The organism is Aeromonas sp. ZOR0001 (assembly GCF_000801015.1).
Classification (GTDB): domain Bacteria; phylum Pseudomonadota; class Gammaproteobacteria; order Enterobacterales; family Aeromonadaceae; genus Aeromonas; species Aeromonas veronii.
Genome location: NZ_JRJY01000124.1, coordinates 18384 through 33911, shown reverse-complemented (window position 1 = coordinate 33911; position 15528 = coordinate 18384). Strand labels below are relative to the sequence as shown.

The window sequence follows — 15528 nt, the reverse complement described above, 5'->3', positions numbered from 1 at the left end:
GTCGTGTCGTCTCCCTTTGGCGGGGAATATTGCCAAGCAACGGGTGTGGCATCACCAGAAATTCATTGGGCCAGCAACAAGCCAGAGCCAGTCACCCGAAGGGCGGCTGGTGCTTATCCCCAGCTTTCAATAACCGGTTCACGATCTGTCGTGAGAGGCCGTCAGCAAGGTAAAGAGCAGCGCAGGAACCGCAATGTATGTGAATACATGAGGATTCCGAGCAGCACATGAGCCTTGATCACGGCCTCGCAACAGGAGCGTGAACCGGTTTTTAAACTACTGTCATCTGGCCGGCGTAGAGCACGAAGTAGCGCAGCAGCAGGATCCCCACCAGGGTCAGGCTGCAGACCAGTACCAGATGGCCGTTTCGCTCCCGCAGCGGCGCCGGGGTCAGCAGGGCCAGCAGCTGGGGCAGCAGCATGCCGATGCCCACCACCCCGATCCAGAACACCTGAGCCCAGAAGCCGCTGCCGATGGCCGCCCACATGGCCACCTCTTTCTGACCGCCACCGAAGTAGAGGCCGGTAAAGAAGCAGACCAGCAGCAGCACCTCCACCGCCAGCACCGGCCGCTCGAAGCGGTGAACAAAGCTCACCCCCTGGCTGTGATGGTTCTCCTTGAACAGGGTGACCGCCAGCAAGATGGTGGAGGCGATGCCAGAGCTGACGCCGGAGATGAGGAACAGCACCGGCAACACCGGATTGTTCAAGAGCGGATAGGTCTTGAGCGCCGACAGCAGAAAGCCGGTGTAGGCCCCCAATAGCACGGCAAGCAGCAGCAACAGCGGCGCCAGCAGCCGCTCGATGCGGGCAAGCCAAGCGATGAGATCATCCACAAAGGCGAACTTCTCTTGCAGCAGGTGACTGCGCAAGGTTTCGATCTCGGAGCGAAACACCACCGCCAGCCAGGCGAACAGCACCGCCATGTAGACCTGGAACAGCATGACCCCCATGGACATCACGGAGTCGAACTGATAGTGGAACATCAGCTTCCAGAAGGTCCAGGGGCGGGCCAAGTGGAAGATGAGGATCAGTAACCCCAGCACCACGCTCACCGGCGCCAGAATGGCAGTCGCCTTGATGATGCCGCTCTCGCTGCCGGCCCCCTTGCGGCGCAGCAGCACCGAGAGGGTGGTGGCCCCGGCGGAGATGCCGAGCAGAAAGAGATAGATGGCGATGGGCCAGTCCCACACCAGTAAAGGGAAGTGAAATGCGTCATGCAACATGATCCATTCCTCCTTCTGTTACTGCGGTAGATGGCGATCGGACAAATTCCCACACGAGGGAAGGGAAGTGAAATGCCGCTTGCATCGTCATGACTTTATCTCCCCTTTGGGCACGCGGTACATCTTGGGCGAGGTGCCGAGCGCCTGCTTGTAGCGATAGGTGGTCTCCTTCACCAGCCGTTGGGCGATGGGGCTGTCCGGATCATCCAGATTGCCGAACACCAGCGCCTTGGTGGGGCAGGATTCCACGCACGCCGGCTCCTTGCCCGCCGCCAGGTTGGTCTTGCGGCAAAAGTCGCATTTGTCCGCCACTCGGGTGACCGGGTTGATAAAGCGCACCTGATAGGGGCAGGCGGCGAGGCAATACATGCAGCCGACGCAGAGATCCGCGTCGACATCGACGATGCCATCCTCCTTGCGAATATGGGAGGCGCCGGTCGGGCAGACGTGCACGCAGGGGGCGTTGTCACAGTGCTGGCAGGACTTGCGAAAGAAGTGGTACTCGGCGTCGGGAAATTCCCCGATGGGGCCTGAGCGGATGATCTCGAGGCGCGAGACCCCTTCTGGCACTTTGTTCACTTCCCGGCAGGCATCCATGCAAGCGGTGCAGCCGATGCAGGCCGTCTCATCGTGGATCATGCCATAGCGGACCCCGTCTATGGTCTGGCTGTGGGCAAGGGGGGTGGCAAGGGTGCGAGTCGGCCCCGTCATCATGATAAGGGCCCCTGCGCCCATGCCCGCCATAAAGTCACGGCGAGAGCAGCTCATGATGCCTCCTTGCCGGTAGCCGGTTTGGACTGCTCCTGCCGGGCCTTGCTGGCCTCATGTTGCTTGCTGTGACAGTCGACGCAGAGCTTGATGCGGGATTTTTCCGGGATCGCCACCATGGGCTCCTTGGCCGGATGCAACTGGTGACAGCTGGTGCAGGTGAGCTTGGTGGCGTGCACGTCGTGGGCCCAGAGCGCCTCGCGCAGCTCTTTAGGCTCGTGGCAGCTCATGCAGACTCCATTCTGCTCGCTGATGGGATAAAGCTTGATGCTCTCTTTATCCTTCAGGCTGTGGCTGAAGCGCATCACATCCTTGACCCCTTCCCGGTGCTGGGGGGAGGGCTGGCCGTGGCAGTTGGTGCAGGTCACCGGTTTAAGGTTGTTGGGATTGGTCGCCTGACCATGCTTGCCGTGCATCCCTTCGCTCTGCTCCTTGTGACAGTCGGTGCAGGCCTTGTCGGGATTGCGTAAAAATTCCACCTCATGTGTAGCTGGAACAGGGGCTGCTGCCGGCTCGGCCGCCTGACCCTGCAGGCTGGTGAGCAGCATGGCTGCCATCAGCATCAGTCGTAAAAAATCCATCGTTAAATCACCCATAGGAAGCCTCCATCCGCTGAGGGCCCGACTTGGCGCCGGACCCGCAGGCGCCGTTACTGTGCCAGCCGTCCGGCTGCTTTGGCCTCGGCATCCCAGGCGGGGACCGTGGTCTTGAGGAATTGGGCCTTGTCGCTGTTGAACTGCTTCATATCCATGCCAAGGGCGGCTTGCGCTTTCTCCTTGGTGGAGATGTCGGGGATGGCGATCTCGTGGCTGATCCCCTTGCTGGCCAACAGGCGCGCCAGCTTGGTGCGGGCGTCAGCGGCTTTATCCAGCGCGCTGCCAAGTACCTTGAGGGCCACTTCGGGGGCGTGCATCTGCACCCCGTGGGATGCGATGGCGTAGTCCCAGCGCCACTGGGCGTGACGGATGTCCTGCAGAATATCCTTCATCTCAGCCTCGGTGGCGCCGGCATCCCAGGCCGCCTTGGCTTCAAAGTGGGCGTGTACCAGCTGCTTCTCGACCTTCAGCTTGGTTTCGATTACCGCCTCTTTGCGCTGCTTGACGATCCCCTGCAGCATCTCCTTGCTCTGGGTATGACAGTTGCGGCAGGTCTGCTCGAAACGATCGAAGGGGTTCCCCACTTTGTGATCCGTGTAGACCTTGCCCTGCTCGTTCTGCACCTTGGGCATGTGGCAATCGACACAGGCGACGTTGTTCTGGCCGTGAATGCCGGCGCGCCAGGTTTCGTACTCGGGGTGCTGGGCTTTCAGCATGGGGGTTTTGGAGAGGGCATGAGTCCAGTCGGCAAAGCCGATTTCATCGTAATAGGCCTCCATCTGCTCCACCGTGGTGCCCTTGTCCCAGGGAAATTTGACCGCCTTGGTGGGGCCGCTGAAGTAGTACTCCACGTGGCACTGGCCGCACACCTGGGACTGCTGATCAAAGCGCCCCTGCTCCTTGAACGGCTTGCCGATGGCTGTCATGGCCCGATCGGCATAGGGACGGGAGAGGTGCAGGGCCGGTTTACCCTCCTTGAACTCCTTCGAGGCGGTGTCGTGGCAGTCGGCGCAGCCGATGGTGTTGACGATCTCGGGGCCGCCCTTGGCCCACATCCCTTTGAAGTAGCCATCCTCACCCTGCTCGTCGATGACGCGGGCCACATCCGGGCCTTTGCAGCTCCAGCAGGCCATGGGCAGGGGGCCATCTTCGGCTGTTTTCGGGGCGCCGGTGCGCAGGGTTTCGCGCACATCGGTCAGGGCATAGAAGTGACCGCGCGGCTTGTTGTAATCCTTGGCGAAGGGGTAACCGCCCCACAGCACCACCATGTTGGGATCTTCCGCCAGCGCATCGGTGCGTTCCTTGCTTTCGCTGGTGGCTTGCCAGCTGGTGAACTGATCGGCGTGATCCTTGGCGAACAGCTCGCTGCGCGCCTCGATCTTGCCTTTGGGTTGCGTGTCATCGGCTGCCTGTGCCCAGCCGCTGCTGCCAAGGCTGGTAGTCAGCAGCAGGGCGGCGAGGCCCAGTTTGATATGCCTGTGTTGTGAACCCACGTTTATCACTCCCAGATAAATGTTTTGGTCTCGTCTGACCCGTTCCATCTTGGTGTGGATCTTCCCCCCGTCGGGCGGGGTGGGCAGACATTCGCTTGCGGGTGAATAAAACCGCGCAATATATGATTGCTCGAGGGTTACCCTAACAAATAGGTAAATTTAATGATGATTTATCGGAGGGAGAGTTGTGCCAGATCAATTGGTGCACAGGATTGATCGCTGAAATGAGATCTGGATTAAATTTTATGGAAACTCAACTTCTTGTTAACTGCCGAGCATTCGATGGCAGGAGTTTGAACGGTACAGTTGCGTACTGGCACTTTTTGCTGCTGATCCTGATTGCTGCCGTATTGTTCACATATTCTGGCAATGTCTTATGCTAATAATTGACTGAATATGCAAATTTGCGGTGTTGTGGTGTGAGCTTTTGACCTTCGGATTATGATCCATTTATTGAAGCTGCAGTGGATTTATCGTCAAACGACAGAAATGGTCACATGGAGTCTGATAGACCTGTTAATAAAGGTGATGGGATTGGGGTCATCCAAATCTCATTTCATTTAAAAAGGCCTGTTAGATGCACAATCTTGTAAGTTATGGCCATTTTATGGCAATCATTGTCGAAAATAGCGAAAAGACCCACTTAGTCTGGTGCGGTATGATTATTGAACAGACAAGTACCCTGTAGGTACTGATGTTGGTGGTTAAGGTTTTGCTGGAGGTTGTATGGCTGAGTTGCAAATTGAAAAGTCCACGGTGATCTCCCAACTCGAGGGCTCCGTGTTTGTCATCAGTGCAGATGGATCTGTCATACGAGCAAAAGTGGGGATGGCATTGCAGCCGGGGGATCGCCTGCAAGCTGCCCAAGGGGGCCATTTTCAACTAGCCGAGCCGGGCAGTGATCCTGCTGGTGAGCAAGATATGGTCGCCAAACCTGAGCCTGCTGCTGATGGACAACCGACCGATCCGGAACTGGCCTCATTGCAAGAGGCGATTCGTCAGGGTATTGACCCGACCGAATTGTTCCAGGAGACCGCCGCCGGTAACGCAGCCGCCGCCGGTAATATCGGTGGTGTAGCAGGTTCCAGCTCGGGTGGATTTGTGGTGGTCGATCGTACCAACGATGCCACCCTGGCCGAGGCCGGTTTTGATACCGATCATGCGGTGCAACCTGTTGGCGATGAGCTGCTGTTTTCCGAAGAGCGCGATTTCTTTGCTGCCATCACCATCACCGAACCCCAAACCAGCGACAACATTATCAACGCCGATGAAGCGGCTGGTGTCATCATTCGTGGTGTGGTGGATGATGTGGAGGTAGGCCAGCCAGTCACTGTGACCCTTATCGATCAGGCGGGAAATTCACTGACGGTGACGACAGTGGTGCTGCCCGGCCTGGTGTGGGAAGCCAATTTTGGCGATGTGACCGGCCAGCTGGTGGATGGCCCGTTGCAGATTGTGGCCAATACCCAGGATCAGGCTGGCAACAACGCCAGCGATACCGGACAGACTCTGCTCGATACCATCACCACCATTACCCTCGATCTCGCCGATGAGAGCGACACCGGCGCCAGCCAGACCGATGATCTGACCCGCGACAATACCCCGCTGCTGCAAGGGAAGGGGGAGCCCGGTGCCACCGTGACCCTGAGCCTTGGCGGTAGCGTGCTCACCGTCCTGACGGTGGATGCCGCCGGTAACTGGCAATATCAGCTGCCGCAGACCCTGGCCGATGGCCAGTACCAGTTTCAGGTCAATTCCGTGGATATTGCCGGCAACCGCGCCAGCGATACCCTCATTATCAATGTCGATACTCAGGCATCTATCGATATCGATGATCTCGATTCCGCAGCCCTGTTTGGCAACAGCAGCGCCACCCTGAGCGGTTCCACCAGCAATGTGGAGGCGGGTCAGAGTGTCATCATCACACTAGTCGACAGCAATGGCCAGCCGCTGTTGACCACCTCGGCACAGGTCGGGGCCGATGGCCGCTGGCAGGTATCAGGTCTTGATCTCTCCGGTATCAATCAATCCTTTGAAGTGCGTGCCAGTGTCACCGATCTGGCGGGCAACAGCGCCAGCGATGGTGCACCGCTGATTGGTCAGAGCGAAACCCTGACGCTCTCCGAAGCCGGATTGGCCGATGGCCCGATCACCGCGACCGGTAGCCTCAATACCGGTGCCGGTCAGGATGGCAATCTGCAAGTCCAGTTCGCTGCTGATCAGAGTGCCTTGGAAGGGCTGGGGCTCGTCAGCCATGGCGCGCCTCTTGGCTACACCATCAACGGTCAGACCCTGACCGCCAGTGCTGGTGGGGCGACTGTCTTCACCCTGACCCTCAACAATGACGGCAGTTACCGCATCGTCTGGAGTCAGAGCCTGGATCACGGTCAGGACGCGTTGCGCCTGCCGTTCAACCTCGAATATCGCGACAGCGACAGCGATCTGGTGAAGGCGCCGCTGGTGATCAATCTGGTGGACAGCAATCCGCCTAGCTTCGAGATCCCGGCCATTCTTCTGACTGAAGATGCCTTTACCAACGGCGCCGCCGTGGTGGGCGAGAGCAGCTTTGTGGTCAAACACACCGCCGATCCTCTGCTGGTGGATTCGTTGGTGTTCAGTAATCAGAGCAACACCCTGACTACCCTCAACGGCTCGGGTGTTGCCAGCGATGGTCATCCGCTGACGTTTGAATTTGCCGATGATCGCACCCTGCTGGGCTACTACCTCGATGACAATGGTCAGCGGGTAGAGGTATTGCGCGCCCAGCTGCTGGCTGAACAGCAGGGGAGCGATGTGGGAGGTCGGGTGGTGATCACCCTTACCGGCCCGCTCGATCATCAGGGTAGTGACAGCCTCTCGCTGGGGTTGCAGGTGAGTGCCAAAGAGATCGATGGCGATGTCACCAGTGCCGACCTGGCTCTGACCATCAACGACGGCAGTGATCCTTCGCTTGGTCTCGACAAGGGCGTTTCGCTGCAAGAGGGGGGCAACCAGCGCATCGATGGTCAACTGCCGGTCACGGTGGGTAGCGATCGTCTGGTCTCCCTCAACTTTGAGGCGAGCCAGCCGGCGTTGGCGGGGCTCACCAGCCAGGGGCATCCCACCAGTTATCAGGTGCAGGGCAACCAGCTGACCGTCAAGGATTGGCAGGGCAATACGATCCTTACCGTCGCCATCGGGCTGGATGGCAAGTACAGCGTCTCCCTGACCGGCGTGTTTGACGAACCGGAAGCGACCAACAGCCTCAACCTAGGCCTGAAGGTACAGGGCACCGATTTTGACGGCGACAAGAGCAACCTCGGCACCCTCAATATCACCATTACCGATGGTGCCTTGCCGCAGGTCGATCCTGTTTCCCTGACGCTCACGGAAGATAGCAACTGGCAGCAGGAGCAGACCCTTAACGGTGATTTGACCATCATCGCGGGCAGCGATCCGCTGGCCAGCATCACCTTCGATGCCAACCAGCCTGGGCTGCAAGGGTTCACCTCGGGCAAGCAGGCCGTGACCATCACGGTGGCCGATCATCTTATCGAGGGGCGTACCCCCGATGGCACGCTGGTGTTTAAGCTGACCCTTGGCAACGATGGCAAATACAGCTTTACCCTCCATCAACCGCTGGATCAGGGCAGTGCCGACAGCCTCCTCAAGGCGGGCTTTACCCTGCTCGACAGCGATGGTGACAAGGTCTCCTCCACCATTACTGTTGCGGTAGGTGATGGCGCCAACCCGACCATCTCCGCCGTCAGCGGCACCGCCATCACCGAGATGGCGCAAGGGGAGGCGGCAGCGGTCAGCACCATGAGTTTCACGGTGACCCACGGCAGCGATGCCCTTGATCCCGCATCTCTCGGTTTTGATATCGCCACCATCCAGAGCAACCTGACCGGGCTCACCAGCCATGGCAGCCCGATCAGTTTCTCCCTCGACGCCAACGGCCAGCTGGTTGGCACCACGGCAGATGGTCGCGAGATCCTGCGCGCCGAGCTGAGCTTGGTCGATAACAACGGTAACTGGAGCGTCACCGCCAAGGTCACCCTCATGGGGGAACTGGATCACAAGGGGAGCGAATCCCTCAACCTGCCGCTGGCCGTCACCCTGGCCGACAAGGATGGCGATCGCATCGGTACCACGCTGCCGCTCACCATCGCGGATGGCAAGGCGCCGAGCTTTGTCCCGGGCAAAGGCGTGTCCTTGGATGAGGGGGACCTCACCGGCAGCAACAGTCTGAGTCAAACCGGTCACTTTGACGTTCAAGCCGGGTCGGATCGGGTGGTCGAAGTGGCCTTTGCCGAGGGTAGTCAGCAACCGGCACTCACCGCACTCGGTCAGCCGGTGCAGTACCAGTTGGTGGATGGTGACCCGCTGATCCCGGGCAGCCAGCTGCTCAAGGGCTATGTGATGGTCGATGGCCAGCGCGTCGAGGTGTTTGAGGTGCGGCTGGTTGGCACGCTCGATCAGGCGGGCAAGAACGGTTTTGACTATCAGGTGACCCTCTATCAGGGGATCCATCAGGGCGCCAACGCCGTGACCGAGCTGCCCATCAAGGTGATCGTCAACGACTACGACAAGGCGGGCGGCAACAACGATAGCACCAGCGGCACCCTCAATATCCAGATTGGTGAAGGAGATAAACCGATCCTTACCCTGACTGGTGTAACCCTCAGCGAAGGGCGTTTCGATGGTGCCAACTCGGCGGTGGATGACCAGCAGGCGAGCGGCAAGATCACCATCAAGGCTGACTCGGATCCGGTGACCGATGTGCGACTGACGCTCTCCGGTCAGGTCATGGATGCCAGCGGCAAACCCATCACCCATAACGGCGAAACCCTGACCTGGAAAGCGGTTGGCACGGATGGTCACACCTTCCAGGCGGTGACCAGTGGTGGTCTGGTAGTGATGACGGTCTCCATTCCCACTGTCCCCGCCACCATCGCCGCTCACACCAGCACAGAGATCGGTTATCAGGTGACCGTGCATACCAACCTGGATCACGGGGCGGATGACAAACTCAACCTGATCTTGCCAATCAAGGTAACCGACAGCGATGGCAGCCAGAGCCAGGGCTCAACCACCATCACTGTAACGGATGGCGTGAACCCCATTATCTCCGCCATTGACTCGGTCACAGTGAAGGAGTCTGCCCTCGATGGCTCTGCCAGCCAGCATCCGGGCACCATGCCCTCAGATCAGGGTGAAACGGCCAGCGGCAAGGTGACCATTAGCGCCGGTTCGGATCGGGTTGCTTCCCTTGAACTCGACGTGGCCGCCTTCAACCAGGCTAACCATCTGACCTCCAACGGTCAGTCGGTGACGCTGGCCGCTCACAGCCCGGGTTGGTATCTGGCTACGGCAGAGGGTGGCAAGTCGGTTTTCTGGATCCACCTCGATGTGAACGGCAGTTACAGCGTCTATCTGGTGGGGCAGCTCGATCACGGTATTCAGGGTAAAGATGATCTTGCGATTGAGGTGCCGCTCTTTGTCACCGATCACGATGGCGATCGTAGCCCCAATGTCAGCGTGACCGTGACGGTACAGGACGATATGCCTATTGGCACTGTGCTGGCTCATACCCTGAACGAGGGGAGTGCCTCCGTCAGCGGTGATCTGCTGCCAGCCGCCAACGAAGGGGCTGATGGCGCCCGGGTGGAGTCGATCACCATCAATGGCCAGACCTATGCCGTCAATGGCTCCCTCACCCGGGATGTGATGAGTCCGGATGGCAAGCAGGTGATGGGCTCTCTCACCATCTCGGCCGATGGCAGCTACCGTTTCACGCCGGCCAGCGGCTTTGATCACGATAATGCCCAGCTGAGTCAGGTCATCACCGCCCATCTGGTGGATGGCGACGGTGACCGCGCCGACAGCACCCTGACCCTTAATCTGCGGGATGAGCCGGTGAGCTTCACCGTCACTGCGGCAACCGGCAACGAAGATCAGGGGGCTCAGGATCCGAGCGCCGGTATCCTCATCAACATGCAGCTCGATATCGGCGATTTCGACCGGGGCGAACATGTAGATCAGCTCCTTATTCAGGCGCCAGCCAATGCTCATGGCAGCTTCTATTACAACGGGGTTGCCCTTGCTACCACACCTGATGGCAAGTGGTTTATCGTCCCGCCAGCGGCCATGGTGACCAGTGATAATGTGCACTACAGCACCCAGGGGGTGACTTTTGTGCCGGATGCCAACTGGTCTACCTGGAGCAACAAGGGCCAGCCGCTGCACTTCCAGGTGCAGTTGCAGGTGGGGGTGACCGAGGGGGATGCCCCTGCTGCAGTCACCGGCGATCTTGCCATCACGGTACGCGGCGTGGCCGACAAGCCGGTGTGGGATGCGGGTAGCACGCACCAGCACTACACCACCAACGAGGACAGCCGCGGCATTGCCCTCAATGTGCAGGCGAGCCTTACCGATACGGATGGCTCCGAGACTCTGAGCTACCAGATCAAGTTGGAGGCGGGCAAGGGTTCGCTCATGCTCAACGGGGTTGAACTCAAGCCAAACGCCAGCGGGCTCTATACCGTATCTGCAGCCAATATCAACAAGGTGACCGTGGTTCCGGCCAAGGATTTCAGCGGTGACATCAAGCTCTCGGTGACCCCGATCAGCACGGAGCAGAACCCGATCGCTCCGGGTCAGGGTACGGCGCAGGGAGACAAGATTGAGCTGGTGATCAACGTCAATCCGCAGGCGGATGATGCCAAACTCACAGTGCGCGATATTCAGGGCAAAGAGGATACCTTGCTCGATCTGGGCAGCAAGATTGGCCTGGCCCACCTGGGTGACACCACCGATGGCTCCGAGCAGATGTTTGTCCGCATCAGTGGCCTGCCTAACGGTGCAACCTTGTTGCTGGGGGGGGCCGCCGTTGCACAAAACATAGCCGGTTACTATGAGGTTCCTTTTGATCGGATTGGCGAACTCAAGCTGCAACCGCCGAAAAACAGCAACGTCGATTTCGATCTGACCATCAAGGGGGTGGTGAAAGACACGGCGACCTTGACCGATGCCAGTGGCCAGACCCATACCGTGGTGAACGAAAAGGAGACGGGCTCCCAGACCCTTCATGTGGATCTGGTGGGGGTGGTGGATCAGCCCCATTTCGAGCTTGGCAATACCGGCTGGGAGGCCGAAGGGACAGGCTATGCCACCACAGTGGGTGAGGATGGACGGGCACCGCTCAACTTTACCCTCACCTCGGGCGAGTGGGTCGATACCCCGAACGACACCTCCGAGAGCCTCAACGTGGTGCTGCAAGGGCTACCGGAAGGGGCTCGGGTCTTTGATGCCAATGGCAAGGAGCTGACCCTTACCTTTGCCGGGCTCGATGCCAGCGGCAAGCCGACCTATCAGGTCGATGTCTCCGATTTTGGCAACCTGCTTATTCAGCCGCCTCATAACAGCACGGCGGATTTGAACCTGATCGCCAAGGTGGTGGTGACCGAGAACGATGGCGATCACAAGAGCTTCAATGTGCCGCTGCATATCAAGGTTGAACCGGAGATTGACGCCACCGACTACAGCAAGACCAGCCATGGCCTGGAAGATCAGTTTACCGTGCTGGACTGGCATCCGACCCTTACTGACGGCGCCGAGAAGGTGACGGCACTGAGTCTCTCCGGGGTGGAGGATGGCTACCAGATCTGGCTGCGAGTCGGCAGTGTCGAGAGTCCGCTGACCGTGGTCAGTGGCAAGGTCACCCTGACAGCCGCCCAGCTCGACAGCCTGCTCAACGGGGGGCAACTGCTGGTGAAGGCACCGGAGGATAGCGATCGGGATACCAATATCCAGAGCCACGTCACCGTGACCCAGCATGATGTGGATTCGGGCGCGGTGGCCGAGAAGGTGATCGATGGCAATCTGCATGTCGATATCCAGGCCGTGGTGGAGCCCGATGGCGTGCTGACCCAGAGCGGTGGAGCTCTCGTGGGGCAGAGTGGGGCTGATATAGACCTGACTGGACGCTTCGTCTTTACCGACCTCGATCCCTCGAGCGTGGAGGAGATCGACTATCTGGTGATCAACCTGCCGGTGTTGAACGGTGGTGCAGGCGATCAGTTCGTGGTGGTTGGCGGTATCAACAACGGTAACGGCAGCTGGATCGTGCCGGCGGGCAATCTCGGCAGCTTCAAGCTGCATGCGCCGGACGGGTTTGTCGGCAAGGTCGAACCGATCCGCATCGATGCCATGGTGATCGACCGGGGCGATGATGGCGATGCCAGCGCCCATGTCAAAGTGAGCCTGGAAACCAGTGCCGAATTTGAAAACAAGCCAGTGACGCCCAAGACGCCGGCGGCGACTGTCGATATCGACGACAACGCCGTGCTGGTGGGCAAGGAGGATATCCGGGGTGATTTTGGTCAGCAGCTCAAAGGCGTGATCCATATCGGCGCCGCCGACCAGGCCAGCGACGAGGTGACCATTGTCCTCAAGGGATTGCCAGCGGGCGTCACCATCAGCGGGGCCGAGTACAACATCTCGACCGGTGAATACGTCATCAAGGTGCCACCGTCACTGGCGGGCCTGGAAGGATTGACCCTCGGCTTGCCGCAAGACTTTGCCGGCTCGCTGAATATCGAGGTGAAGGTGGTGAATACCGATACCGCCAGTGGCGACATCAAGGTCGACAGCAGCACGGTACGGGTCGATGTGGCCCCCGTGGTCGATGTGAATGGTGGCCGTGGCGAGCATCCGGAACTGACTCTGACCGTGCAGGACACCAACCATGACGGACAGCCGGACAATCTGGAAGATAGCGAGATCCACCTCGATCTCTCGGTGAAACTGGCCGATATCAGCCCCTCCATCGCCAATGGTGGCCTCGAAACCGTGGAGCGGGTCACCATTACGGTGGATGCGAAATATGGTTACTTCCTCGATGGCAGCGGCAAGCCGGTCAACACTCTGGTGGTTAACGATGTGGCTGCCCTCAAGGACTTGGTGTTCGTGCCCAAAGAGCACTTCAGCGGTCAGGTACCGCTCGACATCAAGGTCGATATCGTCGATACCGCGCTGGTCGGCGGCCAACAGGTGACTGACAGCGGCAGCTGGAGCGGCTAGGTCGGCTTTGAGGTGAGACCGGTCAACGATCCGGCCCAGCTCTCGGTGCACAGCGTCACGGGGAGCGAAGATGGCACGGTCAACCTTGCCGGATTTGGCGCAACCCTAATCGATAACGATGGCTCGGAGCAGATCGTCGCGCTGCAGATCAAGGGGGTACCGGATGGCTTCACCCTGTCGGCTCCGGCGGTCAACAATGGCGGCGGCGTCTGGCAGATCCCGGTGGGGACCGATTTCTCCAAGCTGACCCTGATCCCGCCAGCTGATTTCAGCGGCACTGTGGAGCTGTCGCTGAGCGCCTTTACCCTCGACAAGGGGCTCACCATTCCGCTCGAAACCAGTGGCAGCTTTACCGTCACCGTCAATCCGGTGGGGGATGCCCTTATCGCCGACATTCAGGGTCAGGCGAGCGGTACCGAAGGGGATGTGATCACGCTGGATCTGGGGCTGGAGACCCGGGATACCCAGCCAACCGGCGGCAGTGCGGGTAATGTGCATGAGAACAAGCCCGAGCAGGTGCGGGTCACCATCGAAGGGGTGCCTGATGGTGCCGAGATCCGCTTGCCAAACGGCGTGGCGGGGACGGTTGTTGATCTGGGTGGCGGTCGCTGGCAGGTCACTACCGAGGGTGGCAAGCTGGGTGCTGTCGAGCTGGTGACCAATGATGCCAACGGTGCACTGGATCTCAAGATCACCGCCCAGAGCCTCGACAACGGCGCCCTCGGCCCCGAGGTCAATGGCACCATCCATGTGGATGTAAGCCCGGTCAACGATGCGCCAATCAACGTATTGCCAACGACCCCTCAGGTCGCGCAGGAAGATCAGCCTTTCGTCATCCACGGTTTGCAGGTGAAAGATGTGGATGCGGGCAACAGCCCCATCAAGATCACCCTGTCGGTGGAGCATGGCACCCTGACGCTGCCTGCTGGCAGCGGCGTGACAGTGGTCGGCAACGGCACCGGTTCGCTGGTGCTGACCGGCACGCTGGCCGATCTCAATGCCTTGCTCTCTGGTGGGGTCACCTATCAGGGCAACAGTGATTTCTACGGCAATGACGCCCTGACCATGGTCACCAACGATCAGGGGAACACGGGTAGTGGCGGGGCACTCAGCGATACCGATGTGCTGCCTATCGAGGTGCAGCCGGTCAACGATGCCCCGGTCAATCAGCTGCCTGGCAGCATGACGGTGAAGGAGGATGGCTCCCTGTCGCTATCCGGTGTCAGCGTGAAGGATGTGGATGCAGGCAGTGCACCAGTCTCCATGGTGCTGCGGGTCGAGCATGGTGTGCTGACCCTGCTGGGCGCAACCGGTGCCGTGATGGTGCAGGGGGCGGGTACCAGCGAGATCACCCTGGTGGGGTCGCTGGCCGATCTCAACCAGTTGCTGGCAAGTAACCTGCACTATCAACCGGCCAAAGATTTCTGGGGAGAAGATACCCTTACCGTCACTACCTCCGATCAGGGCAACAGCGGTGCGGGCGGTTCTCTGAGCGACACCGATCAGGTGACCATCACTGTCACTCCCGAGCCGGATATGCCGGGTCTGACGGTGGATCAGCATGCGTTCCATGCCTTGCAGGGGGCCGTTATCCCCCTTGGCATCAACGCCAGCGTGGTCAATCCGGCCACCGGCGAGCTCTCCATCCGCATCAGCGGCCTGAATGGTGCTCAGGTGCAGGATGAGCATGGTCAGAGCGTCGGTCATGCCGATGGCAATGGCGACTGGTTGATCCCGGCCGATCACTCGGTTCCGCTCTACTTCAGCGGTTTCGGCGACGGTGATCATGTGCTGGGGATCAGTGCCGAGTCGAGTGTCGGCGGCTCAACCGTCAGCACGCCCCTTGAGACCATTACGGTGCACGGCCAGAGTGGTCATGAGCTGGTCGGTTCCGATCAGGGGGATTGGCTGTTTGGTTCCTCCGGCGATGACCGTCTATTGGGGGGGCATGGCAACGACATCCTCACCAGCGGGGCTGGCAGCGATCTCTTCGTCTGGCAGCACGGGGATGAGGGGAGTCAGGGGCAGCCCGCCATCGATACCATCACCGACTTCCATCCGGAGCAAGGGGACAAGATCGATCTGGCTGATATGCTGCAAGGGGTCACTGGCAATGGTGTCGATGATCTGCTCAAGCATCTCTCAGCCTCGGTGACCACGGGGAGCAATGGCCTGAGCGATGTTAACCTCTCGGTGGCGCCAGCCGGGGATGGTCATGTGACCCAGCAGATCACCCTGAAGGATGTGGATTTGACCAGCTGGAATCTCACCAGCACCTCGTCCCACGATATCCTGCAGAGCATGCTGGAAGATCAGCATAGCCTGATCATCCAGCACCCCTGATAGCGTGTGTGAAGCGTAAAGTAAAAAAGAAGAGCCGGCA

4 protein-coding genes and 1 pseudogene are annotated in these 15528 nt (G+C 59.6%); 1 reads left to right on the top strand and 4 read right to left on the bottom strand.

The window, feature by feature from the left end; all coding sequences use genetic code 11:
- Nucleotides 1-271 precede the first annotated feature (271 nt).
- The 4 genes from nrfD to nrfA all read right to left on the bottom strand — a co-directional run bounded on the left by nrfD (nucleotide 272) and on the right by nrfA (nucleotide 4082).
- Nucleotides 272-1225 carry a cytochrome c nitrite reductase subunit NrfD gene (gene nrfD / locus L972_RS16120; RefSeq protein WP_047439518.1) on the bottom strand — a complete coding sequence of 318 codons (954 nt, stop codon included), beginning with the start codon at nucleotides 1223-1225 and terminating at the stop codon, nucleotides 272-274.
- 87 nt (nucleotides 1226-1312) lie between these two features.
- The gene (gene nrfC / locus L972_RS16115; RefSeq protein ID WP_047439516.1) at nucleotides 1313-1993 is read right to left on the bottom strand and encodes a cytochrome c nitrite reductase Fe-S protein; all 681 of its coding nucleotides are present in this window, start codon (nucleotides 1991-1993) and stop codon (nucleotides 1313-1315) included.
- The gene (gene nrfB, locus L972_RS16110) at nucleotides 1990-2589 is read right to left on the bottom strand and encodes a cytochrome c nitrite reductase pentaheme subunit (protein WP_047439514.1); all 600 of its coding nucleotides are present in this window, start codon (nucleotides 2587-2589) and stop codon (nucleotides 1990-1992) included. Before nrfB ends, nrfC begins: the two co-directional genes overlap by 4 nt.
- A 53-nt stretch (nucleotides 2590-2642) precedes the next feature.
- Nucleotides 2643-4082, bottom strand: coding sequence for an ammonia-forming nitrite reductase cytochrome c552 subunit (nrfA, locus tag L972_RS16105; protein WP_423243608.1), 1440 nt, complete (start codon nucleotides 4080-4082; stop codon nucleotides 2643-2645).
- Between the two features lie 726 nt (nucleotides 4083-4808).
- On the opposite strand from nrfA, the pseudogene L972_RS16100 reads away from it, so the two are divergent.
- A pseudogene (locus L972_RS16100) lies at nucleotides 4809-15488 on the top strand (retention module-containing protein).
- Nucleotides 15489-15528 lie beyond the last annotated feature (40 nt).

Excerpts from the sequence above, each read along its gene's own strand:
- nrfB (WP_047439514.1), bottom strand. The coding sequence starts at position 2,589 with ATGGGTGATTTAACGATGGATTTTTTACGACTGATGCTGATGGCAGCC.
- nrfD (WP_047439518.1), bottom strand. The coding sequence starts at position 1,225 with ATGTTGCATGACGCATTTCACTTCCCTTTACTGGTGTGGGACTGGCCC.
- nrfC (WP_047439516.1), bottom strand. The coding sequence starts at position 1,993 with ATGAGCTGCTCTCGCCGTGACTTTATGGCGGGCATGGGCGCAGGGGCC.